Raw genomic sequence first — 21700 nt, 5'->3', positions numbered from 1 at the left:
CGTGCCACGCGCTCGGCAGTTGATGAAAGCGCGGCGATTCCACCGCTATCCGCACATTCAGAAAGGATTTCTCATGTCCACCCGCAGGCAATTTCTTGGTGCCGCCTTGTCGAGCGCGGCAGCGCTGACGCTTCCCTCGGCGCAAGCTGCCTCTGCGGGGACTGGCGCGCGCAGCGTGGTGCCGCCGGGACCTGGTGATATCGAGATCGAAAGCCTGCTGCCCAAGATCAGCAACTGGGGCAAATGGGGACCGAAGGATCAGCTCGGCACGCTGAACTACATCACGCCGGCATTGCGACTGGCGGCGATGGCGCTGGTCAAGCGCGGTGAAGTCGTGCCGCTGGCGCGCGAGGTGCCGGTGGCCAAGGCAGAGGGTGTGCGCAGGCAGGCTTATGAAATGAAGCGCTATGTCGACCGCCTGCCGGCCGAGTCGGGCAGCATGGATTACATCGGCATGTCCGTGCATGGCCTGGCGCTGACCCATGTCGATGCGCTGTGCCACTTCTTTACTCCTGGCGGCAAGCAGGGCATGTACAACGGTCTGCCGATCGACGCGGTGACGCTGCGCGGCGCGGAAAAGCTGGGCGTGGAAGTCATGGGCGCGACCGGCATCGTCGGACGCGGCGTGCTGCTCGACATCGCCGCGCAGAAGGGCCGTGCGCTGCCGCTGGGCAGCGCCATCCTGCCGGCCGATCTCGAAGCCGCGGAAAAGGCGCAGGGCGTGCAAGTGGGCGAAGGCGACATCCTGTTTATCCGCAGCGGCGCCGGCACGCGCAATTCGGTGCAGCATTCGACCGGTCTGCACGCTTCCTGCCTGCCATGGCTGCATGAACGGCGCGTGGCGGCGCTGTCGGCCGATGGCGACAATGAAGCGCGGCCGTCGCCCGCGGGCTACACCCGCTGGGTCGAGCCGATACACATGGTGGCGATTCCCTATCTCGGCATGCCCCTGATCGACAATGCCGAACTCGAGGCGCTGGCCGCACGCTGCGCACGCGAAAAGCGCTGGGCTTTCCTGGTCAGCATTGCGCCCTGGCGCATGAAGGGCGCGACCGCGTCGCCGGTGAATCCGCTGGCGATGTTCTGAAGCCTTTTATTTTTCCGCTTCGAAAGCCGGTCCGGTCTCGAAGAAGTGGCCGCTGGCGATGTAATGAATGCTGCGCCGGCCGCCCTGTTCCTCGGTCCAATGCCCGTCGCTGAAAGCCGCAGGATCTGCCCAGGCAGCGACGACTTCGCCAAGAAACAGGTCGTAGGTGTCCTGAATATGCGGCTCGGGAATCACCCGGCACTCCAGCCAGCCGATGCAGCCCGCAATCAGTGGCGCGTCGACGCGCTCCGCGGCAAGGCTGGCGATGCCATATTTGGCGAACTTATCGACATCGCGCCCCGATACCGAACCCACGTCCACCGTCAGCTTCGCCAGTTCGCGCGTCGGCACATTCAGGGTGAACTCACCGGATGCCTCGATCAGCTGCCGTGTGTACGTGTTGCGATCGACGACCACTGCGACCTTGGGCGGTGAAAAATCCAGCGGCATCGACCACGCCGCTGACATGAGATTGATGCGCCCCGCATGGGCGCTGCCGACAATGACGGTAGGGCCATGGTTGAGCAGGCGATAGCATTTGGCGAGGTCGACAGGGAGACGATCGGGCATGGCGGACACCGGGCTGCATTGCGGGGAAAAGGCGCGATTGTATGACGGGTGGCGCCATGGCGTCGCCTTTGCAGCGTTCGGTCCGTGCATGCGCGCCGATTGCATCAAGCTTTGTCCTTTCCGCAAGAACCTTGGTAGGCGGCAACGGTCGCAATCAGGTTGCGCGCTCGCGGCAGTGCCGCGCGCGTGACCCGTTCCCCGTCTCTCAAAGGATTCGCAATGCCTACCGTGATCATCAATGGAAGATCCACCAACCTCAATGTGCCCGACGACATGCCGCTGCTGTGGGCGCTGCGCGATGTCGCCGGACTGACCGGCACCAAGTTCGGCTGCGGCATTTCGATGTGCGGCGCCTGCACCGTGCATGTCGATGGCCAGGCGGTGCGCTCCTGCGTCACGCCGGTCTCCGCCGTCGCCGGCAAGCGGGTGGCAACGATCGAGTCCATGTCGCAGGATCCGGTGGGCAAGCGGGTGCAGGCGGCATGGCGCCAGATCGACGTGGTGCAATGCGGTTACTGCCAGTCGGGCCAGGTGATGTCCGCGACCGCGCTGTTGAAGAAAACACCCAAGCCCAGCGATGCGGACATCGACAATGCGATGGCCGGGAACATCTGCCGCTGCGGCACCTATCCGCGTATCCGTGCCGCGATCAAGATCGCCGCCGGCAACAACGGCAAGAAGGAGGCCTGAGCATGGACAAGCAGGAGAACGGCCTCGCGGAACACCAGGGACTGCAATCGCCGGCGCGGCGCAAATGGCTGGGCGCCGGCGCGGCTTTGGGCGGCAGCCTGCTCATCGGCGTGCATCTGCCGACGCGCGCCGAGGACCGCGCGCGCAACGAGCGTCCCCCGGAGACCGCGGTCGGCCATGCGGCAACGACCATGTCGAACCAGGCGCCGGGGCTGGCGCACAACGCCTTCATTCGTATCGATCGGGACAATACGGTGACGCTGATCATCCACAAGGTGGAGATGGGGCAGGGCACCTTTACCTCGATGCCGATGCTGCTGGCCGAGGAACTTGAAGTCGATCTGGCCAAGGTGAAGCTGGAGCAGGCGCCTGCCGACAACAATCTGTACAGCGATCCGCTGCTCGGCGGCCAGGTGACCGGCGGTTCGACCTCGGTGCGCGGCGCCTGGGAGCCCTTGCGCCAGGCCGGCGCGAAAGCCCGCACCGTGCTGATCGCGGCGGCGGCGCAGCGCTGGAAAGTCGACCCGGCATCCTGCATGGCGCGCGATGGCGCGGTCATCCACCAGGCCAGTGGCCGCAAGCTGAGCTATGGCGAACTCGTCGACGTCGCATCGCAGCTGCCCTTGCCGGAGCAGGTCGCGCTGAAGCCGGCTTCGCAATTCCGCCTGATCGGCAAGCCGATGAAGCGGCTCGATTCCGCCGCCAAGGTCGATGGCTCGGCGCAGTTCGGCATTGATGTGCGCCTGCCCGGCATGTTGATTGCCACGGTCGCCGCCTGCCCGGTGCCGGGAGGGCGGTTGAAATCGGTCGATGAAGCGAAGGCGATGGCGGTGCCGGGCGTGAAGCGGGTGCTGAAGATCGAAGGCGCGGTGGCGGTGCTGGGCGAGCACATGTGGGCTGCGAAGCAGGGCCTGGCCGCGGCGGCGCCGACCTGGGATGAAGGCACGAACGCGAATCTGACGACGGCGATGATCGTCGACGACATGGCCGCGGCATCGAAGTCCAAGCCGGGGGCGGTGGCGCGCAACGACGGCAATGCGCAGCAGGCCATCGCCGGCGGCAAGCGCAAGATCGAGGCGGTGTACGAGGCGCCCTTCCTGGCGCATGCCACGATGGAGCCGATGAACTGCACCGTGAAGGTGTCAAAAGACCGTTGTGACCTGTGGCTCGGCACCCAGGTACCGACGATTGCACAGGGAGCGGCCGCCAAGCTGACCGGGTTGCCGGACGAACGGGTGCAGGTGCACAACCATTACATCGGCGGCGGCTTCGGGCGCCGGCTCGAGGCTGATGCGGTGATCCAGGCGGTGCAGTTCGCCAAGCAGATGCCGGATGTGCCGATCAAGATCGTCTGGACCCGCGAAGAGGATGTGCAGCATGACATGTACCGGCCGTATTACTACGACCGCCTGGCCGCGGCGCTGGATGAGAAGGGCATGCCGGTAGCCTGGTCGCACAAGATCACCGGCTCGTCGATCATGGCGCGCTTCGCGCCGCCGCTGGTGAAGAATGGCGTCGACCCGGATGCGGTCGAAGGCGCGAAGGATGTGCCTTACCGCATCGAGAACGTGCACGTGGAATACCTGCGCCACGAGCCGCCGCTGCCGACCGCCTTCTGGCGCGGCGTCGGCCCGACGCACAACATCTTCGTGGTGGAAAGCTTCATCGATGAACTCGCGGCCGCTGCGGGCCAGGACCCGGTGGCATATCGCCGGTCGCTTCTGGACGACGGCTCGCGCATCAGCCGGGTGATGCAGCTTGCGGCCGAAAAGGCTGGCTGGGGCAAGCCGCTGGCCAAGGTCGACGGACGTCGCATGGGGCGCGGCATCTCGACCCAGTTTGCCTTCGGCAGTTATCTGGCGCAGGTGGCGGAAGTGTCGGTGGGCGCGGATGGCGATGTGCGGGTGCACCGCGTGGTGTGCGCCATCGATTGCGGCCAGGTGGTGAACCCCGATACCGTGGTCGCGCAGATCGAAAGCGGCGTGAACTTCGGCATCACTGCGGCGCTGTGGAATGAGATTACGGTGGACAAGGGACGGGTGCAACAGAGTAATTTCAACGACTACCGGATGATGCGCATCAATGAAGCGCCGCGCATCGAAGTGCATATCGTGAAGAGCAACGACAAGCCGGGCGGCATCGGCGAGCCGGGCACCTCGGCCACGGCGCCGGCGCTGACGAATGCGATCTTTGCCGCGACCGGGCAGCGCATACGCAAGCTGCCGGTGGGAGAGCAGTTGAAGAAGGGGGCATAACGGGGAGACGCGGGTCGGACTGATAAAGGAAACCCAACGGGCATGCTTGCGGTTCTTCGGGATTCCGTCCGGCTTGTCAGCCGACCCACGAACCAGCCGCATTGGTAGGGTGGGCGCAGCCCACGCGTTCGCCGGCATGCGGAGAGACACGTGGGCTGCGCCCACCCTACAGCCCCATCAACCTTCCTGTGGCGTTGCCGCCGCGCGCAAATCCTCGGTGCGCGTGCCTTGCCCATCCGGCGCCCAGCCCGGCGGCATCAGCAGCAGCTTTACTGCAGTGACCGGATTGCGCGCGGCCATCATGTCGCGCCCGAGCGAGCGCCATTCATGGAATTCGATGCGCCACAGACTCGCTTCGCGCAGCGGCTTCACCAGGCCATAGACGCAGGGCTCCTCGTCGCGTTCGCTGGCATAGGTGCCGAACAGCCGGTCGAAGATGATCAGCACGCCGCCATAGTTCCGGTCGAGATAGGACAGATTCGACGCATGGTGCACCCGATGCGCGGACGGCGTATTGAATACATATTCCAGCCATCCCAGCTTCGGTATCCAGGTCGTATGCAGCCAGAACTGGTACAGCAGATTGATCGACAGCGTCGCGAATACCGCCCCCGGCGGGAAGCCGAGCCACACCAGCGGCGCGAAGAACATGCCCGTGCCGGTGAGCTTGCCGGTCCATCCCAGGCGGTACGAGGTGGAAAGCGTCAATTGATTCGGGCTGTGATGCACCTGGTGCGTCGCCCAGAAAAAGCGCATGCGGTGCGCCGCGCGGTGATACCAGTAATAACAGAACTCCTGGCCGATGAAGAGCAGCGCGAAGGCGGCCGGGCCGTCGAGCGGCATCGTATGGATCCGATGCGCCCAGGCCCAGCTCATCACCGGGCCGGCGAGGCTGAGCGGAATCAGCTGGACGATACGCCGGCCGACCAGGTCGAGCAGCGACAGCCGGGTCTCGCGCCAGTCGAAGCCGCGGTTACGGCGCGCCAGGACCACGGCCTCGATCATCGAGATTGCCACCACGGCAGCAGTGGCATAAAGCTGGAATTTCAGCAGGTTGTTCATCGCAGGTTTTGCGTGCGGTTATGGAACGGATGAGGGGTATGATATGAGCATCCTTCACATTTCCAAACTCGCTTTTCGCGTTGCTCCTCATGCCTGGAAATCCATCGCAAAATCAAAGACTTGCGCGTCGCTTGCCGCGGCAGGATCGGTCTCGGGCAAAGGTGGAACTCATGTTGGAAGCCGCCAGCCGCCTGATCGAGCGCGACGGGTTGGATGCGCTGAATACGAACCGCATTGCCGAACTGGCGGGCGTGTCGATCGGCTCGCTGTATCAATATTTCCCGGACAAGCATGCGTTGCTCGCGGCATTGGCGCGCCGCGAAATCGCTGCAGTCAGCCAGCAGGTGCTGGCAGTGTTGGCAGGGCCGGCGCCGGCCGCGCCTGGAGACCGGGTGCGCGCCATCGTGCGGGCGGTGTTTGGCGTCTTCGGCGCGCGCTCGCAGGTGCAGCGGCAATTGCTCGAGCGCGCGCTCGGTCCGGGCACGGCACTGCCGGGCAACATGACCCACGGCTTGATCACGGCGCTGCTCAGTGGCGCCGGCGTCACCACCCATGACGGCGGGCGCCGCCAGCTCACGACGATTGAGGCCTTTGTGCTGACGCAGGCATTCGCCGGCGTCGTGCGCGCGGCGCTGATTCATCTGCCCGAGCCGAAGGATAGGCAAGCCATCGAAGAAGCGCTCGTGCGGCTCGTGCTCGGGTTCTTTGCCGGCGCCGGCGCACCGGGCGCGCCGGCCAGGCAATCCGCGCCGTGAAGGCAGACGCCCGCGCGGTGGTGTCTTTCAGTCGTCGGCCGTGGCGAAACGGCCGCCGTTGAAGTCGGCAACCGCCTGGAAGATTTGTTCGTTGGTATTCATGACGAACGGGCCGTACTGCGCGATCGGCTCATTGAGCGGATTGCCGGCGATGACCAGCAGCCGCGCCGATGAAGCCGCGCGCAGCAGGACGCCGTCGCTGTCGCGCTCGTTCTTCAGTATTGCCATCTGACCCGCAGCGACGTTGCCGCCGCCAATATCAATGGCGCCCCGATACACATAGATGAAGGCATTGTGGCCAGATGGCAGCGCCTGCGCGAAGCTGCCGCCTGTCTCCGTGAAATGCACGTCCAGATACAGCGGCTGCGTCGTCTCGCGCTGCACTGCGCCGGAAACGCCATGGCTTGCGCCGGCGATCACGCGTACCGTCGCGCCGCTGTCGGTACGCAGTTCCGGTATCGCCTCGCTATTGATATCGCGATACCAGGGCGCGCACATCTTGTCGCGCGCCGGCAGGTTCAGCCAAAGCTGAAAGCCTTCCATGCGGCCGTCCTGCTGCTCGGGCAACTCGGAATGGATCACGCCGCGTCCCGCGGTCATCCATTGCACCCCGCCGTTCTCGAGCAAGCCCTCGTGACCGGCGCTGTCGCGGTGACGCATGCGGCCGGCGATCATGTAAGTGACGGTTTCGAAGCCGCGATGCGGATGGTCGGGAAAGCCGCCGATGTAATCCTGCGGATTATCCGTGCCGAAGGCATCCAGCATCAGGAAAGGGTCGAGACGGCGTTGCAACGGCTGGGTCAGCACCCGGGTAAGTTTTACGCCAGCGCCGTCCGAAGTGCCCATGCCGGTAACGAGACGCTCGATACTGCGCGGCTTTTTGAGGGCGGTCTGCGCCGTGACAGGTTGCGCGGGATGAGTTTCTGCTGTGGACATGGACTTTCCTTGTGATGGATCAGGCGTCAGCGCCATTGCAATGCGCAACGGCGGGTAATGGCAAAACGCCGGGGCATTCTAAATGGCGGAAATTGCGGCGAATAGCGCATTTCGCAAGGAACATTGTTCTGCGCACGGGACAATTAGCCTGCCCAATTACAATGGCGCGACGCTAACCGCCTACGACAATCAGGAGACCCGATGAAACGCCTGTTCATCATTTTTGCGCTCGTGCTGCCATGTGCTGCGCATGCCGACGCCTCCCGTCTTGATGACATCATCAAGACCGGCTATCTGCGCGTTTGCACAACTGGAGATTACAAACCCTTTACGTATCTGCGTCCCGATGGCCAATTCGAAGGCATGGATATCGACATGGCCCATTCCCTGGCCACGGCTCTCGGCGTACAGGCGCGATTCGTCAAGACGACATGGCCGACGCTGATGAACGATTTTCTCGAGAAATGCGATATCGCCATGGGCGGCGTGTCGGTAACGCTGGAAAGGCAGAAAAAGGCTTTTTTCTCGCAATCCCATTTGATCGACGGCAAGGCACCGATCGCGCGATGCGCTGATGTGCGACGCTTTGCATCGCTTGCTGATATCGATCAGCCCGGCACGCGTGTCATTGTCAATCCTGGTGGTACGAATGAGCGCTTTGCAAAAGCCAATTTGAAGCGAGCACAGCTCACCGTGCATTCAGACAACGTGACGATTTTCGATAAGATCGTCCGCGGCGACGCCGATGTGATGATTACCGACGCCAGCGAAACGCGCTGGCAGGCCAGGCAGCATCCCGAGCTTTGCCCTATCCATCCGGATAAGCCGCTGCAATACGCGGAGAAAGCCTACATGCTGCCCCGGGGCGATGTCACCCTGAAGGCTTTCGTCGACACCTGGTTGCAACTGGCGCGCGGCAGCGGGGAATATCGGCACGTGTATGAGACTTGGTTAGGAAAGGAATAATGTCCCAGGCCGAAAGAGCCTCAGGTTTGTCCTTTCCATGCGATCACATCACGGCATTGCACAAATTTCGCAGCGCGAATTGCTGATGATGCGTTTCCTTCTTTCATTCCGCCGGGATTTTGGCTAAGTCCGTAAGTCCATACGTTTCATCGCAATGTTCTATTAAGTTGCTTCGAATTGGCTACGAGCGAAGCAAAAATTCGTTTCAAATTTTAGTGCAATTTTCGCAGTGCAATCCTCTGATCGACCGATTCTCACCTTTTCCCGATTGCATCCGAATTGCACTGACCAAAAGGTTCATATTGAAAGCTTCATCCCGGTGGAAATACGCAGTGTTTGATCAAGAGAATAATTTATTCCCGATAAATGCGATTGAAAAAAGAATCCAATTAATATAGTCTACGCCCGTTGTAGCCGGATCCCTGGCTATATTCATAGCGAAAAGGAGTACGACATATGGCGACCTACAAGGAAATACAGGCTCAAATCATGGAATTGCAGCGTCAGGCTGAACAGCAGCGCCAATCGGAAATCGACGGCGCAATTCAGCAGATCAAGTCGTTGATGGCTGATTACGGCATTTCTGTTGACGATCTGCAGGAAACAAGGAAAAAAGGGGCGAAAAAGCCTGCTGGCGCAGCGAAATATCGCGACGAACATGGAAATACCTGGTCTGGCCGCGGTCGCAAACCGGCTTGGCTCCATGGCAAGGATGCCGAACAGTTCCGTATCTGACGCAGGCATTCAGCGTACCGGGAATTTCGGCATGGACTGGCAACGATAGACTTTGTCGAGTTCGATACCGAAACTCCTGCATTCACCAACGCTGACCGAAACGGCGTCCGCTCGCCAAACACGGCGAATTCTGCGGGCGCCGATTTTTTTTTCTCCTCCCTCCTTCGCATCGCAATTCGGCATGCATGCTCCGATGTAAATCGGATATACGACGGTTGCCTCCAATACCCCTGCCTGTCCCTTCGCTCACTTAATCTCGGTCAGGCCGTATTGAGCGTGCGCAATATCCATCGCGTATGACGATACCTGAATTAGCCCGAGCCATTTATGCACGACAGCGATAGTTATCCGTGTCGATAGGCCCTTCACGGCGGATTGGTTGGCATGCCGTACAGCGCTTGCATCGGTTCAATAAGTTAATGTTTCCACTTTGATATCGCTTCGCTCGTCGTTCCGTTTTCCGTGTCGCTCGTTTCCATCACACCGCGCTCTGATATCTAAGACCTTCGTGAACTGGGAGGAACACGGAAATATCTTTGATATGGTGTATTCACGCCATCTCATCGATACAGGTAATTCGATGGTGCTTTCGGTTTCCACGGCGATATCATCGATTTGATCGGATTATTCGATATTCTTTCCGGCGTCTTTCAAGCACCTGAGTCGCTTCAACGGAATCAGATTCTTCACAGGCAGAGCATTCTCGCCGTTGCCGGGTGATTCCCTGCGGTTGCAGACAAAAACATTATTGACAGTCAAGCGAAGTTGAAGGTGGCTCGGCAGAAACTCGCGGAAGCCGTTATCATCCTTGGGCATTTGCAATATTGCCATCTGGCTGTAGATGCACGGCTCTCCAGCTGCACACCGTGCGCATGCAGTCATGCCTACCGTACCGTAGTCATCCACCGAATCGTGAGTCGACATGTTTGCTACCGAAGCTATCCCATCCGCAAGTCGCAGCTGGAGTTCCCAGGCCAGGCAACTCGTCGACGATCACCTGGGCAAGTTGCTCGGCCATGCACCGCCTTCTCCGGTGCTCGAAGCCATGCGTTACAGCGTGCTTGCGCCGGGCAAGCGGATCCGGCCATTGCTGGCGTTGGCCGTTGCCGAATTTCTTGACGGTCCGCGTCAGTCCGCGCTGCAGGTGGGATGCGCGATCGAAATGATTCATTGCGCGTCGTTGATTCTGGATGACCTGCCCTGCATGGATGACGACCGCGAGCGCCGCAGTCGCCTGTGCACGCATCTGCAGTACGGCGAAAGCCTGGCAATCCTGGCGGCGGTGTCATTGCTCACGCAAAGCCAGTGCATCGTCGCCAGCCACGACGCCCTGCCCGAAGGACGACGCCTGGCGCTCATTCAACTGCTGTGCGAAACCGTTGGTCCGCACGGTTTGTCCCTGGGTCAATACATCGACCTGCATGCGGGCGGCGCGCTTGCGAGTCTCGAAGCAATCACCGACATGCACCATTTGAAAACCGGTGTGTTGTTTCTCGCCGCGGCGCGAGCCGGATGCGTGGTAGCTGGCGCTACGCCGGAGCAGGAGAACAAGGTATTGCGGTTCACCCGGCACATCGGCCTGGCCTTCCAGCTGCGTGACGATATCCGGGACATGGACCGCGACGGCGTCAACATGGCTGCCCGCATTGGCGCAGCCGAAGCTAGGCGCAAGCTGCGCGACTATCTCGACGGCGCGCTGGCCGCCATCGACGGCGAGCGCAATGCGGCCGTATTGCAGGGATTCGTCAGGGACTTTTTCTGATCACCGGCGCTACAGCGGCCGGGTCCAGAGATCCATGCGCGGCGCGGCCGCTGTGCGCCGCAGCGTGAGCCGCGTGCGTGTGGCAAGCCAGCTGCCATGGCACAGGCGCCATAGCTTTCTGCGGTTCGACACTGCAATGCGCGCATCCCAGGCAGCCGGCCCATGCGCGCGCAGCAGCAGACCAATGTCGCGGTAAATCAGCAGAGCGCTGGCGATCGCCCAGGAGCAGCGCCATGGCAGCCGTGCCATGCCCGTCTTCGCCGAGTCGTAATAGCGTTCGGCCAGAGTCAGCAGATCAGCGGCAAGCGCATGCAGCGTGGCGCGATGCTCGGGAAGATGCATGCTCTCCCGTTTCAGCCCGGCATGCTCGAGCCAGGATTGCGGCAGATAGCAGCGGCCGACTTCAAGGTCGTCGATCACGTCGCGTGCAATATTCGTGAGCTGAAAAGCGATGCCCAGATCCGATGCCCGGTGCAGCGTGTCTTCTTCCTGCGCGCCCATGATCGCGGCCATCATCACGCCGACCACGCCGGCGACGTGATAGCAGTAACGCAGCGTGTGATCCAGCGTCGGGAAACTGGCTTCGATCGCATCGAGCTCGAAACCCTGCAGCAGCTCGAACAGGCAGCGACGCGGAATCGGATGGCGGCGCAGCACGGCAGCCAGCGCAGCAAAGGCAGGAATGTCGCTATCGTAGCCGTCGCACACGCGCTCGGTTTCCCGCTGCAGCTCAGCCAGCCGTTGCCGCTTCTCGTCTACGCTGAGCGCATGCTGTTCATGTCCGAGCACCTGACCGTCTATGACGTCATCGCAATGCCGGCACCAGGCATAAAGCATCATGACGCTGTCGCGCGTGGCAGGATCGAACAGCATCGCCGCCTTGGCGAAGCTTTTCGAGCCTTGGCGGATCGCATCCCGGCTGTAGGCGGCAACATCCTCGTTCATGCGCTGCTCCGCGCTGCATGCTCGCTGACGATCACGCCCGCCGTGGCCTTGGCCGAACCGACCACGCCCGGTATGCCGGCGCCCGGATGCGTGCCAGCACCAACGAAATACAGGCCGTCGATCGCCTCATCCTTGTTGTGCGTGCGGAAGTAGGCGCTTTGCCACAGCACCGGCTCCAGCGAAAATGCCGAGCCGACATGCGCGCCGAGCTCATCGCGGAAATCGAAAGGCGTGAAGATGCGCGACACCACCAGGTCACGCTTCAGATCAGGGATATAGCGCTGCTCGAGATAATCGAGAATGCGGTCACGGTAGCGCGGCCCTTCGACTTCCCAATCGATGTCGGCATTGCCCAGGTGCGGCACCGGCGCCAGCACATAGTAGGCGCTGTGGCCAGGCGGCGCGAGCGAGGGATCGGTGACCGTGGGCGCATGCAGGTACAGCGAAAAGTCCTCGGGCAGCGCATCGCCGTGAAAGATGTCCTTCAACAGCTCGCGATAGCGCGGGCCGAACAGCACGGTGTGATGCTGCAGTCCTTCGCGCACCCCCTTCAGGCCGAAATAGATCACGAACAGCGACATCGAGAAGCGCTTCTTCTTCAGGCTGGCCGCGCGGCGCCGCGCGAGCGCGTTGTCGCGCAGCAGGCGCTCGTAGGTGTGCACCACGTCGGCATTGCTGGCCGCAAGCGTGCAGGGGATGCGCTCGCCCGAGCGCAGGCGCACCGCGGTGACGCGATTGGACGTAGTCTCGATTTCGTCCACCGGCGCATTCATGCGCACTTCACCGCCGAGGTCCTGGAACAGCTGCACCATGCCGCGAACCAGCGCGCCGGTGCCGCCCTGCGGAAAGAACACGCCCCAGCGCCGTTCGAGCGCATGGATCAGCGAATAGATCGACGAGGTCTCGAAGGGATTGCCGCCAACGAGCAGCGAATGAAAGCTGAAGGCCTGGCGCAGGTGCCCATCGCGGATGAAGCGCGCGACGATACCGTACACGCTGCGATAGCTCTGCAACCGGATCAGTTGCGGCGCAACGCGTGCCATGCTGCGGAAGTCCGGGAAGGGTACATGGCCGAGCCGCAGATAGCCTTCCTGCAGCACCGCCTTCGAGTATTCGAGGAAGCGGCGATAGCCCGCGACATCAGCCGGAGACTTCATGCCGATCTGCCGCTCCAGCTCCATCTGATCGTTCACATAGTCGAAGCTGTAGCCGTCTTCCCAGCACAGCCGGTAGAACGGCGACACCGGCAGCAGCTTCACATAGTCTTCCAGCCGCCGTCCCGACAGCGCGAACAATTCCTCGAGCGCGCTCGGATCGGTGATCACGGTCGGCCCGGCGTCGAAGATGAAGCCCTCGTCCTCGTACACATAGGCGCGCCCGCCAGGCTTGTCGCGCGCCTCCAGCAGCAGCGTATTGATGCCCGCCGATTGCAGTCGTATCGCCAGCGCCAGGCCGCCGAAACCGCTGCCAATCACTACGGCCTTGCTCACATTGTCTTTCATGGGGAACGTATCGCTTTGATGGCAGCCAGCACCGGCACGGGAGGCTTGCCGGACAGGATGCGCAGTTGGTCGAGAAAAGTGGGGCGCGCGGCGTAGAAACGCGCGATCAGGCCGGCTGGAAGCGTGTAGAAACGCTGCAGCACGCGATAGCGCTCATCCGGCGCGGCGGCATGAAACAGCATGCGGTTGAGCATGCGCATGTAGGCCTGGCTGTGCCACTGCCGCGTCGAATGAGCGCGGATGCGCGCACACAGCGCGGCGCTGGCGAATTCGTCGATGTCTTCGATGGCGGCGATCTCGTCGGCCAGACGCACTGCATGCGGCAGCGAATAGCCGGTGGTCGCATGGAACAGCGCAGCGCGCAGGCCGCTGCAGGGCAGGCCAGCCGGCTTCGATTCCCAGAAACGCTCGATATCTCCGGACAGCGCAATCGGCAACACACCGACTTCCTCACGCGCTACATGGTCGATCTTCCAGCCGCGCTCGCGGGCATAGGCGGCGATGCGCTCGCGCAGATGCGCAGGGTCCTGTTCGGGGCCGTCGCTGTAATAGGTGTCTTCAACCAGGATGCGTTTCGCATCGAAGGGTAGCGTATAGACGAAACGGTAGCCGTCGTGCTGCGGCACGGTAGCGTCCATGATGATCGGCAGCGCCTGGCCATGCGGCTCGGCCAGCACCAGTTCCTGGCCAAGGAACTTCTGATATCCCACGCGCAGATGTGGCGAAGGCGCATGACCGCGGCCATCGATCAGGGCGCGCGCCTCATAGCGGCGGCCGTTGATGCGCAGCGAGCGGGCCGCGATGTCGGTCACGCGCGCGTCGAGCAGCACATCAGCGCCAAGCGTGTCCTGCAGCACCTGGTGAAAGCGTTCCGAGCTGATGCTGTGGTAGGCGCACTCGAGCCTGCGCGCATGGCGGGGAAAGCGGACTTCATATGCTGGCCAAGCGTGCGTCACCAGCGGCGCGATCCAGGCTTGCTGCTCCGGCGTCAGGTCGTCGCCATAGAAGGACCAGGTATGGTTGCCGCCGAGTGCGCCATCCTTTTCCACAAGCAGGATGCGCATCTCGGGATGGCGCATCTTCAGGCGCCAGGCGATCAGGCCGTTGGCCAGTCCGCCGCCAATCAGGAGCAGGTCATGCATCGGCGAACATCTCCTCCAGCGCATCGCAGGCCCGGCTAACGCCGTCCTCGGTCTGCGCCTGCAGTGCCAGTTTCGCCGCGCGTTCGCGCAGGCCGGCGTCGGCGAGGCTTTCGCGCAGCGCGCGCCGCAACGCACCGCCTCTTGCGCGCCGGGGCCGCAGCAGCCGCGCCACGCCGGCCTGCGACAGGCGCAGCGCATTGTCGAGCTGGTCATGCGCATGCGGCACCACGATCTGTGGCCGGCCCGCTTCCAGGGCCTTGGCGCAGGTCGCCACGCCGCCGGAATGCACGATCACATCCGCATGCGGAAACACCAGCTCGAAAGGCGCATAGGCGATGCGCATTGCCGAAGCGGGCAAGGGTTCGGGCAGCGCCGCTTTGCTCGCCAGGCCGCCCATGATCAGCAGCGCGCGCAGCCCGAGCGCGCGCGCGGCGTCCAGGCTTTCGCGATAGAAGCTGCCGGCGGCATTGCTGGCGGCCGAAGACAGCGTGAATACCGCCAGTGGCGCATCGTCGCGCGCGAGGAAGGCGCGCAACTCGGGCGTGAGTTCGGCACGCGCATCGCGAAACAGCGCCGCGCCAGTCTGTACCGCGGCGGCGGGCCAGTCTGCTCGCCGCGGACCGATGAGCGGCGAAAACATGGCCAGCACACGACGCGGCGCATGCTGGCCTTCATACATGGGATGCGCATCGCCTTTGATGCCAAGTTCGCGCCGGTAGGCCAGCACCGGCGCCACCCAGGACTCGGTGTGCTTCCTGACGTAATGAAAGACTTGCGCATGCAGCTCCGGATAACGGCCGCAGGCCCAGGCCAGCGGCGCGATCGGCAGATAGTTGGGCCGCTCGTGCAGCGAGAAGAAGGACATCGGCTGCAGCACCGCCGACGCCCAGCGGATGCCGGTTTTCGCCGCCACCAGCGGCGCGGCCAGCGCCATCAGCGACTGGCTCACCAGCAAATCGGCATTACGCGTGGCCTCGAGCAGATCGGCATAGCTCGTGCGTATGGCCGGCGCGAGATAATCGCGAAAGGCAAATTCGCCGCCGCGCTTCGGGTCCATGAAACGCGCATGGAATTCCGGCGTGTGTTCCGGGTCGGGGCGCATGTGATGGAAGGCCAGGCCGGCATTCTCGACCGGCGTGCGATGAGCATGGTTGGTAGCGACGACAACCTGGTGTCCGCGACGCCGCAGCTCCACGCCCAGCGCGAGAAACGGATGCAGATCGCCGAGCGATCCGGCAGTGGCCAGCACGATGCGGCGCGGCTTCATGCCTGGCTCCCGCGCCGTATTGCGGGCAGGCGCCACCACGGCGCGGCCGGAAAGCGGTGATGCTCGTGGTGATAGCCGAAGTGAAAACAGGTCATCAGCGACAGCAGCGTGCCGTAAGCATTGCTGCGACTACGGTGGCTATCGACGAACTCGGCATCGCTCACATTCCGGTGCGGCAGGAAAGTGCCGAACCAGAACAGCTGCAGCGAGGACAGCAATCCCGGCAGCGCGAAGAAGAGCACGATGTTCTGCAGCGGCGCGCCGGCCAGCATGTACAAGCCCACCCGCGCCAGCATGATCAGCACTTCACGCCGCCCGACATAGGTGCGCATGAAGCCGAGATACCAGGGCAGCGCACGGTCCGGGCTCATCGGCGCGAAGTCCGGATCTTCCGGCATTCCCGGCGCGCGATGATGCGCATGATGCATCGGCAGCAGCTTGTCGAATGAAAAGCCGGCGTACAGCCACAATGCCAGCGCGCCGACGCGGCGATTGAGCCCGCGATGGCCCGGACACAGCGAGCCGTGCATCGCATCGTGCGCCACGATATACAGGCCCACCGATAGCCAGGTCTGCACCACGATCAACGCCAGCGTACGCAGGATCGACGAGGCATCGAGGAAGAAGATGGCCGCCACATGAATGGCGAGCCAGGCGGCGATGATGGCCGCGGCCAGCAGCAGTCCGAGCGCGCCTTGCCTTCCCGGCTTCATGGCTTTTTGCGCCTGCGCAATTGCGCGCGCAGCGCCTCGACCGGCGGCGCGTACAGGAAACCATAGGAAACCGCGCCTTCGCGTGTCTTGACGGCGTGATGCAGATAATGCGCGGACATCAGGCGCTGCATATAGGGATGCGATGGCTTCCACTTCAGCGGCAGACGGCGATGGATCAGCACATCATGCAGTAGCGCATACAGCAATCCATAGCCGGTGACGCCGCTGGCGATCCACCACAGCGGCTCGCTCGGGCTGCTCAGCGCAAACAGGGGAATGGTTGCCGCGGTGAATACCAGCGCATACAGGTCGTTGCGTTCCCAGCCCGGCGTCTTGCGCGCTTCATGATGCGAACGGTGCCAGCCCCAGCCGAAGCCGTGCATCACATAGCGATGAATGAAGGTCACCGCAAGCTCCATGGCCAGTAGCGTGACGAGGGCGAGAATGACGTGGAAAACGTTCATGGCTGCAAGCAGATATCCCGATCCGTGAGAGTTCGATGCGTACGAAGGCACTACAGGAAACGCGGCGGTGCATCCTGACCTGGAGCAACTTTCGGTCAAAACGGCGCTATTGTACGTTGGGTTTGCCGTTCGTGTTGCGCACGTTGGAACGCGGCTTGCGCGAACACGTCAGTCTGCCTTGGCGGGCACAATGCGGATAGAATCGCTCGCAATTTCATAACGACAGGAGACGGCGATGGCGGACTTCGTCCTGGTGCATGGCGCCTGGCATGGCGCATGGTGCTGGCAGCGCATACTGCCCGGCTTGTGGCGTGCCGGGCACCGTGCCTTCGCGGTATCGCTGACCGGCACCGGGGAACGCGCGCATCAGCTCGCGCCCGATATCCGGCTTGCCGATCACATCGAAGATGCGGCAGCGGTGATGGAGGCTGAGGAGTTGCAGGAGGCGATCGTCGTCGGCCACAGCTATGGCGGCCTGATCATCACCGGCCTGGCCGACCGCATGCCACAGCGCATCGCCCGGCTGGTGTATGTGGATGCCGTGGTGCCGCTGCCTGGGGAAAGCTGGTCGAGCGGTCATCCGGAATCCACGCGCGCGCAGCGGCGCGCGGCGATCGCAGCCACCGGCGCGATTCCACCCAGCGATCCCGCGCTGTTCGGGCTTTCCGGCGACGATGCGAACTGGATCTCTCGCCGCATGCGGCCGCAGCCCGGCGGCGTATATGACGATCCGCTGCATTTCGACGCCACGCGGGTAGCCGCATTGCCGCGCAGCTTCATCGATTGCCATGCGCCGGCGCTGGCTACCATCGACCCGATGCGCGCGCGCGTGCGCGCCGAGCCGGGCTGGCAGGTGCTGGAAGTCGCCACTGGACATGATCCGATGATCAGCGCGCCGGATGCGTTGCTGCACATGCTGCTGGCGATGGCGCAACACTGATATTCAACCAAAGGGAGAGAACGATGCAGATTCGATTATTCGCGGCGGCGGCAATGCTGCTGTGGGGGCAAGCCTGGGCCGATGCCGCTTCGCCGGTCGGCTTGTGGAAAACCATCGATGACAACACCGGCAAGCCGACGGCGCTGATCCGCATCAGCGAGACCGGCGGCGAACTGAACGGCAAGATCGAGAAGCTGTTCCGCGCGGCCGGCGAGCCGACCGATCCGGTTTGCGACAAATGCGAAGGCGCGCGCCGCGATCAGCCCATCGTTGGCATGACCATCCTTTCCGGCATGAAACCGGAGGGCGACGAATTCAATGGCGGGCAGATCCTCGACCCGGGCAACGGCAAGACCTATCGCAGCAAGATGCGTCTCGCCGACGGCGGCAAGAAGCTCGACGTGCGCGGCTACATAGGCATGCCGGCGTTCGGGCGCACCCAAACCTGGATACGCGAGCAGTAGGGCTTCCTTGCGGCCGGAATCGCGGCAGCGAGCCGGGCGTCCATTGCTCGCTTGCCGCGCATGCCGGCGTGGGCCATCGGCGCTACGGAGTCCTTGTCGAACGAATGCGACGTGTCATCGCGCTCAGCCCGGCATGCAGAAGCGCGTGACGATACCCAAGGTATAACGTGACGCCACGCGTTCGACGAAGCGCATGAAATCGACCGGCGCGTGCTCGTTCGCATCATCGGAAATCGTGCGCACCACGCCAAACGGCAAGCCGAATTCGTGGCACACCTGCGCCACCGCCGCGCCTTCCATCTCCACCGCCAGCAGGCCGGGAAGCTGTTCCCGCAGCATATCCAGACGCGCCTGGCTGCCGATGAACTGGTCGCCGCTGGCAATGATGCCGTGATGCACGCGCGCCTCGCGCATCGAAAATGCCGAACGTTCATCGGCGCTCAGCAGCGTGGGCGCGTCCTGTTCCACAAATCTTTGCGCCGCGCGCGCAAGTCGCTCGGATAGTGTCGCGTCGGCGGCAAATTGCGCCACGCCCAGAAGCGGAATCTCGAAGCGTGGAAAGAAGGGCGAAGCATCCATGTCGTGCTGCACCAGGCTGCTGGCGATCACAATGTCGCCGACCGCCACGCCACGGCTGGCGGCGCCGGCCACGCCAGTGAAGAGAATGTGCGTGACGCCAAAGCGCTCGATCAGCATTGTTGCCGTGGCTGCGGCGGCCACCTTGCCCCAGCGCGACAGCACACAAGTGCATCGCGTGCCGCCGAGCATGCCGGTGACGTATTCGCGCATGCCGCAGGTTTCGCGACGAGGCGATTGCAGCAGCGCGAGCAATCCGGTCTGTTCCTGTTCCATGGCGCTGATGAGGCCGAGATGCATTTCCGGTGTGGGCATGTTGATTCGCAAGGCATGTGACGTGGAGGGCGGCCAGCTTAGCAAATGCCGGCGACCGATACCGGCACAACAAGCGATCGCCGCGCGATTTGGAGACCGTATCGCGCAGCCCACTGCTATATTCCGCCGCTGAACCGGTGCGCGCGGCAATATGCCAGTGAGCTGCGCGCCGTATCGATGGAGAAAGCCATGGAAATGAAAACGATTCGTTCCGGCAAGCTGCGCGCCGCCGGATACGATCCGCGCCAGCGCCTGCTGCGGGTGGAATTCGAAGACGGCAGCGCGATCGAGTATTCAGGCGTGGGCGCTGACGTCTGGGCCAGATTATCGAGCTCGGGCGCGGCCTGGAGCTATTACCGCGACAACATCGAAGACGAATTCACCGGCCGGCGCGGATCGTCTCCCGCGGCGCGCAGCGCCGGCAAATCGCAGGCGCTCGCAGACCTGTTCAAGCCGCCCGGCGACGACGACCAAGCCTGACTCCGCTCACTCGAACGGGGGCTCATCCCACCACGGGAAGAACGGCGGCATGTCGGTCGACACCCGGTTCGGGAACGCCGCCGGGCGCTTTTGCAGGAAGGCGGACACGCCTTCATGCGCATCAGCCGATTGCCCGCGCGCCTGGATTGCGCGGCTGTCGATGCGGTGCGCATGCATGGGGTGCGGCGCGGCGGCCATGCGCCACAGCATCTGCCGCGCCAGTGCCACCGATACCGGCGCCGTGTTGTCGGCGATTTCACGTGCCAGCGCCCGCGCCGCCGGCAGCAATGCATCCGGCGCATGCAGCGAGCGCACCAGCCCGCGCGATAAGGCTTCGTCGGCGCCGAAGACGCGACCGGTCATGCACCATTCAAGCGCCGTCTGCATGCCGACCAGCCGCGGCAGAAACCAGGACGATGCCGCTTCCGGCGTGATGCCGCGCCGGGCGAAGACAAAGCCGAAACGCGCTTCGGTCGATGCCAGACGCATGTCCATCGGTAATTGCATGGTCGCGCCTATGCCCACCGCCGGGCCATTGATGGCGCCGATGACGGGCTTTAGGCTCTGGTAAATGCGCAGCGTGTTGGTGCCGCCGCCGTCGCGGTAGACATCGCCGACCTTCAGCGATGCGCGCGACAGATCGCCGGGATTGGCCTGGCGGTCAAAGGTGGCGCCGCCGGAAGACAAGTCCGCGCCGGCGCAGAATGCCCGGCCGGCGCCGGTGACGATCACCACGCGAACCTGGTCGTCGGCATCGGTTTCATCGAACAGCGCGAGCAATTCCTCGCGCATCTTCGCGTTGTACGCATTCAGCTTTTCGGGACGGTTCAGCGTGATGGTGGCAATGCCATCGTCCACGCTGTAGGTAGTGGTCTGCAATTCGGGTAAAGGCACGGCGTCTCCTGTTCTGTAAATGTGGCGCCCGCATTCGGGCGCTTCGGGATCGGTCTGCTTTGACGAGCGGTCCGCAGCGCCGGGCCGCTCGTGCAGGCATCGCTTATTGCTCCAGCATCGCGCCCAGCCGCTGGCGAATCAGGCTCTCGGCCTGGGCCATGATGCGATCGATGAGCTCCTGCACGGTCGGCACATCGTGGATCAGTCCGGCGACCATGCCGCAGGACCAGGCGCCGGCATCCATCTCGCCTTCCTTCATGATGCGCGGATACACGCCGGCGACTTCAGCGGCAATATCCTCGAAGCGCAGCGCGCTGCCGAGCTGGCGTTCCTTGTCCAGCAGGCGCTCGACCGCGGTATTGGTCAGCACCCGCTCGGTATTGCGCAGCGGCCGCATTACCAGCCGGGTGTCGAGCTCGCTGGCCGCGACGATGGCCTGCTTGACGTTTTCATGCACCGGCGCTTCGCGCGTGGCGATGAAGCGGGTGCCCATGTTCATGCCTTCGGCGCCCAGTGCCAGCGCGGCCACGAGCGAGCGGCCGTCGGCCATGCCGCCCGAGGCGACGAAAGGCACGCGCAGTTCCTCGGCGGCGCGTGGCAGCAGAATGAAGTTGGGCACGTCGTCTTCGCCGGGATGCCCGCCGCATTCGAAGCCGTCGACGCTGACCGCATCGCAGCCGATCGCCTCGGCTTTCAACGCATGGCGCACCGACGTGCACTTGTGGATCACCTTGATGCCGGCTTCCTTCAACACCGGCATCCACTTCTGCGGATTGTTGCCCGCCGTCTCGACGATCTTCACGCCGCCTTCGATGATGGCCCGGATATAGCCTGGATAGTCGGGCTGCGCCAGCGCCGGCAGGAAGGTCAGGTTCACGCCGAAGGGCGCATCGGTCATTTCCCGGCAGCGGCGTATCTCGTTGGCAAGCGCTTCCGGGGTGCGCTGCGTCAGCGCGGTGATGATGCCCAGGCCGCCGGCGTTGGACACCGCCGCGGCCAGGTCGGCAAAGCCGACATAATGCATGCCGCCCTGGATGATCGGGTGGCGTATGCCAAAAAGTTCAGTAATGCGAGTGCGCATGATGTGGTCTCCTCCAGCTGGTAGGCGTGCATTCTTCTTGAGAGGAATGCAGCGACGGGAATGTCGCGTCGGGCGCCGCGATTCGCATCGTCGCGGCAT

The 21700-nt window shown here is 63.3% G+C and carries 22 protein-coding genes; 10 read left to right on the top strand and 12 right to left on the bottom strand.

Annotated elements, in window-relative coordinates:
• Positions 1 to 73 precede the first annotated feature (73 nt).
• On the top strand, positions 74 to 1087 hold the full coding sequence (locus JJB74_RS12655) for a cyclase family protein (RefSeq protein ID WP_200592222.1): 1014 nt from the start codon (positions 74 to 76) through the stop codon (positions 1085 to 1087).
• A gap of 6 nt (positions 1088 to 1093) precedes the next feature.
• On the opposite strand, the gene JJB74_RS12650 is transcribed toward JJB74_RS12655, so the two are convergent.
• Positions 1094 to 1657: a flavin reductase family protein gene (locus JJB74_RS12650; RefSeq protein WP_200592221.1), complete on the bottom strand. Its 564-nt coding sequence runs from the start codon at positions 1655 to 1657 to the stop codon at positions 1094 to 1096.
• Positions 1658 to 1876: 219 nt separating this feature from the next.
• On the opposite strand from JJB74_RS12650, the gene JJB74_RS12645 reads away from it, so the two are divergent.
• Together JJB74_RS12645 and JJB74_RS12640 are read left to right on the top strand one after the other, a co-directional pair.
• Complete coding sequence (locus tag JJB74_RS12645) at positions 1877 to 2347, top strand: (2Fe-2S)-binding protein (protein ID WP_200592220.1); 471 nt, start codon at positions 1877 to 1879, stop codon at positions 2345 to 2347.
• A gap of 2 nt (positions 2348 to 2349) precedes the next feature.
• Entirely contained in the window at positions 2350 to 4602 is a 2253-nt protein-coding gene (locus tag JJB74_RS12640) for a xanthine dehydrogenase family protein molybdopterin-binding subunit (RefSeq protein ID WP_200592219.1), read from the top strand.
• 177 nt (positions 4603 to 4779) lie between these two features.
• On the opposite strand, the gene JJB74_RS12635 is transcribed toward JJB74_RS12640, so the two are convergent.
• Positions 4780 to 5664: a sterol desaturase family protein gene (locus JJB74_RS12635; RefSeq protein ID WP_200592218.1), complete on the bottom strand. Its 885-nt coding sequence runs from the start codon at positions 5662 to 5664 to the stop codon at positions 4780 to 4782.
• 170 nt (positions 5665 to 5834) lie between these two features.
• Between JJB74_RS12635 and JJB74_RS12630 the strand changes: the two genes are divergently transcribed.
• On the top strand, positions 5835 to 6419 hold the full coding sequence (locus JJB74_RS12630; RefSeq protein WP_234484137.1) for a TetR/AcrR family transcriptional regulator: 585 nt from the start codon (positions 5835 to 5837) through the stop codon (positions 6417 to 6419).
• A 27-nt stretch (positions 6420 to 6446) separates the two neighbouring features.
• Here the strand turns inward: JJB74_RS12630 and JJB74_RS12625 are convergent, their stop codons facing one another.
• Positions 6447 to 7355, bottom strand: coding sequence for a pirin family protein (locus JJB74_RS12625; protein WP_200592216.1), 909 nt, complete (start codon positions 7353 to 7355; stop codon positions 6447 to 6449).
• 201 nt (positions 7356 to 7556) lie between these two features.
• On the opposite strand from JJB74_RS12625, the gene JJB74_RS12620 reads away from it, so the two are divergent.
• From JJB74_RS12620 to JJB74_RS12610, 3 genes are all read left to right on the top strand, one after another.
• On the top strand, positions 7557 to 8321 hold the full coding sequence (locus JJB74_RS12620; protein ID WP_200592215.1) for a transporter substrate-binding domain-containing protein: 765 nt from the start codon (positions 7557 to 7559) through the stop codon (positions 8319 to 8321).
• Between the two features lie 456 nt (positions 8322 to 8777).
• Entirely contained in the window at positions 8778 to 9056 is a 279-nt protein-coding gene (locus JJB74_RS12615) for an H-NS histone family protein (RefSeq protein WP_200592214.1), read from the top strand.
• A gap of 922 nt (positions 9057 to 9978) precedes the next feature.
• Positions 9979 to 10818, top strand: a complete 840-nt coding sequence (locus JJB74_RS12610) for a polyprenyl synthetase family protein (protein WP_200592213.1) — start codon at positions 9979 to 9981, stop codon at positions 10816 to 10818.
• A 9-nt stretch (positions 10819 to 10827) separates the two neighbouring features.
• Here the strand turns inward: JJB74_RS12610 and JJB74_RS12605 are convergent, their stop codons facing one another.
• From JJB74_RS12605 to JJB74_RS12580, 6 genes are read right to left on the bottom strand one after another with little or no spacing between them, the layout of a single operon-like run.
• On the bottom strand, positions 10828 to 11763 hold the full coding sequence (locus JJB74_RS12605) for a phytoene/squalene synthase family protein (protein WP_200592212.1): 936 nt from the start codon (positions 11761 to 11763) through the stop codon (positions 10828 to 10830).
• Complete coding sequence (locus JJB74_RS12600) at positions 11760 to 13265, bottom strand: phytoene desaturase (RefSeq protein ID WP_200592211.1); 1506 nt, start codon at positions 13263 to 13265, stop codon at positions 11760 to 11762. The genes JJB74_RS12605 and JJB74_RS12600 overlap by 4 nt, the downstream gene beginning before the upstream one ends.
• Entirely contained in the window at positions 13262 to 14407 is a 1146-nt protein-coding gene (gene crtY, locus JJB74_RS12595; RefSeq protein ID WP_234484136.1) for a lycopene beta-cyclase CrtY, read from the bottom strand. The genes JJB74_RS12600 and crtY overlap by 4 nt, the downstream gene beginning before the upstream one ends.
• Positions 14400 to 15674 (bottom strand): glycosyltransferase, encoded by a 1275-nt coding sequence (locus JJB74_RS12590; RefSeq protein ID WP_200592209.1) that lies wholly within the window; start codon positions 15672 to 15674, stop codon positions 14400 to 14402. The genes crtY and JJB74_RS12590 overlap by 8 nt, the downstream gene beginning before the upstream one ends.
• Positions 15671 to 16387, bottom strand: coding sequence for a fatty acid desaturase (locus JJB74_RS12585; RefSeq protein WP_200592208.1), 717 nt, complete (start codon positions 16385 to 16387; stop codon positions 15671 to 15673). The genes JJB74_RS12590 and JJB74_RS12585 overlap by 4 nt, the downstream gene beginning before the upstream one ends.
• A complete protein-coding gene (locus tag JJB74_RS12580) occupies positions 16384 to 16851 on the bottom strand; it encodes a sterol desaturase family protein (protein ID WP_200592207.1) in 468 nt (155 codons plus the stop codon). Before JJB74_RS12580 ends, JJB74_RS12585 begins: the two co-directional genes overlap by 4 nt.
• A 235-nt stretch (positions 16852 to 17086) precedes the next feature.
• Here JJB74_RS12580 and JJB74_RS12575 point away from each other — a divergent pair, with 235 nt between their 5' ends.
• The gene (locus JJB74_RS12575) at positions 17087 to 17791 is read left to right on the top strand and encodes an alpha/beta fold hydrolase (protein WP_200592206.1); all 705 of its coding nucleotides are present in this window, start codon (positions 17087 to 17089) and stop codon (positions 17789 to 17791) included.
• Between the two features lie 23 nt (positions 17792 to 17814).
• Positions 17815 to 18255, top strand: a complete 441-nt coding sequence (locus tag JJB74_RS12570; RefSeq protein WP_200592205.1) for a DUF2147 domain-containing protein — start codon at positions 17815 to 17817, stop codon at positions 18253 to 18255.
• 123 nt (positions 18256 to 18378) lie between these two features.
• Here the strand turns inward: JJB74_RS12570 and JJB74_RS12565 are convergent, their stop codons facing one another.
• Positions 18379 to 19146, bottom strand: coding sequence for a 5'-methylthioadenosine/adenosylhomocysteine nucleosidase (locus JJB74_RS12565; RefSeq protein WP_234484135.1), 768 nt, complete (start codon positions 19144 to 19146; stop codon positions 18379 to 18381).
• A 189-nt stretch (positions 19147 to 19335) separates the two neighbouring features.
• Here JJB74_RS12565 and JJB74_RS12560 point away from each other — a divergent pair, with 189 nt between their 5' ends.
• Entirely contained in the window at positions 19336 to 19626 is a 291-nt protein-coding gene (locus JJB74_RS12560; RefSeq protein WP_200592204.1) for a KTSC domain-containing protein, read from the top strand.
• A 6-nt stretch (positions 19627 to 19632) separates the two neighbouring features.
• Here the strand turns inward: JJB74_RS12560 and JJB74_RS12555 are convergent, their stop codons facing one another.
• Positions 19633 to 20520, bottom strand: coding sequence for a crotonase/enoyl-CoA hydratase family protein (locus JJB74_RS12555; protein WP_200592203.1), 888 nt, complete (start codon positions 20518 to 20520; stop codon positions 19633 to 19635).
• A 103-nt stretch (positions 20521 to 20623) separates the two neighbouring features.
• On the bottom strand, positions 20624 to 21601 hold the full coding sequence (locus JJB74_RS12550) for an NAD(P)H-dependent flavin oxidoreductase (protein ID WP_200592202.1): 978 nt from the start codon (positions 21599 to 21601) through the stop codon (positions 20624 to 20626).
• Between the last annotated feature and the right edge of the window lie 99 nt (positions 21602 to 21700).

Source organism: Noviherbaspirillum pedocola, from assembly GCF_016632335.1.
Taxonomy (GTDB): domain Bacteria; phylum Pseudomonadota; class Gammaproteobacteria; order Burkholderiales; family Burkholderiaceae_D; genus Noviherbaspirillum_A; species Noviherbaspirillum_A pedocola.
This window is presented reverse-complemented; position numbering and strand designations above follow the sequence as displayed.

Bases quoted from the DNA above. Each gene is read 5' to 3' on its own strand.
- JJB74_RS12655 (WP_200592222.1), top strand. From the start codon at position 74: ATGTCCACCCGCAGGCAATTTCTTGGTGCCGCCTTGTCGAGCGCGGCA.
- JJB74_RS12650 (WP_200592221.1), bottom strand. From the start codon at position 1,657: ATGCCCGATCGTCTCCCTGTCGACCTCGCCAAATGCTATCGCCTGCTC.
- JJB74_RS12645 (WP_200592220.1), top strand. From the start codon at position 1,877: ATGCCTACCGTGATCATCAATGGAAGATCCACCAACCTCAATGTGCCC.
- JJB74_RS12640 (WP_200592219.1), top strand. From the start codon at position 2,350: ATGGACAAGCAGGAGAACGGCCTCGCGGAACACCAGGGACTGCAATCG.
- JJB74_RS12635 (WP_200592218.1), bottom strand. From the start codon at position 5,664: ATGAACAACCTGCTGAAATTCCAGCTTTATGCCACTGCTGCCGTGGTG.
- JJB74_RS12630 (WP_234484137.1), top strand. From the start codon at position 5,835: ATGTTGGAAGCCGCCAGCCGCCTGATCGAGCGCGACGGGTTGGATGCG.
- JJB74_RS12625 (WP_200592216.1), bottom strand. From the start codon at position 7,355: ATGTCCACAGCAGAAACTCATCCCGCGCAACCTGTCACGGCGCAGACC.
- JJB74_RS12620 (WP_200592215.1), top strand. From the start codon at position 7,557: ATGAAACGCCTGTTCATCATTTTTGCGCTCGTGCTGCCATGTGCTGCG.
- JJB74_RS12615 (WP_200592214.1), top strand. From the start codon at position 8,778: ATGGCGACCTACAAGGAAATACAGGCTCAAATCATGGAATTGCAGCGT.
- JJB74_RS12610 (WP_200592213.1), top strand. From the start codon at position 9,979: ATGTTTGCTACCGAAGCTATCCCATCCGCAAGTCGCAGCTGGAGTTCC.
- JJB74_RS12605 (WP_200592212.1), bottom strand. From the start codon at position 11,763: ATGAACGAGGATGTTGCCGCCTACAGCCGGGATGCGATCCGCCAAGGC.
- JJB74_RS12600 (WP_200592211.1), bottom strand. From the start codon at position 13,265: ATGAAAGACAATGTGAGCAAGGCCGTAGTGATTGGCAGCGGTTTCGGC.
- crtY (WP_234484136.1), bottom strand. From the start codon at position 14,407: ATGCATGACCTGCTCCTGATTGGCGGCGGACTGGCCAACGGCCTGATC.
- JJB74_RS12590 (WP_200592209.1), bottom strand. From the start codon at position 15,674: ATGAAGCCGCGCCGCATCGTGCTGGCCACTGCCGGATCGCTCGGCGAT.
- JJB74_RS12585 (WP_200592208.1), bottom strand. From the start codon at position 16,387: ATGAAGCCGGGAAGGCAAGGCGCGCTCGGACTGCTGCTGGCCGCGGCC.
- JJB74_RS12580 (WP_200592207.1), bottom strand. From the start codon at position 16,851: ATGAACGTTTTCCACGTCATTCTCGCCCTCGTCACGCTACTGGCCATG.
- JJB74_RS12575 (WP_200592206.1), top strand. From the start codon at position 17,087: ATGGCGGACTTCGTCCTGGTGCATGGCGCCTGGCATGGCGCATGGTGC.
- JJB74_RS12570 (WP_200592205.1), top strand. From the start codon at position 17,815: ATGCAGATTCGATTATTCGCGGCGGCGGCAATGCTGCTGTGGGGGCAA.
- JJB74_RS12565 (WP_234484135.1), bottom strand. From the start codon at position 19,146: ATGCCCACACCGGAAATGCATCTCGGCCTCATCAGCGCCATGGAACAG.
- JJB74_RS12560 (WP_200592204.1), top strand. From the start codon at position 19,336: ATGGAAATGAAAACGATTCGTTCCGGCAAGCTGCGCGCCGCCGGATAC.
- JJB74_RS12550 (WP_200592202.1), bottom strand. From the start codon at position 21,601: ATGCGCACTCGCATTACTGAACTTTTTGGCATACGCCACCCGATCATC.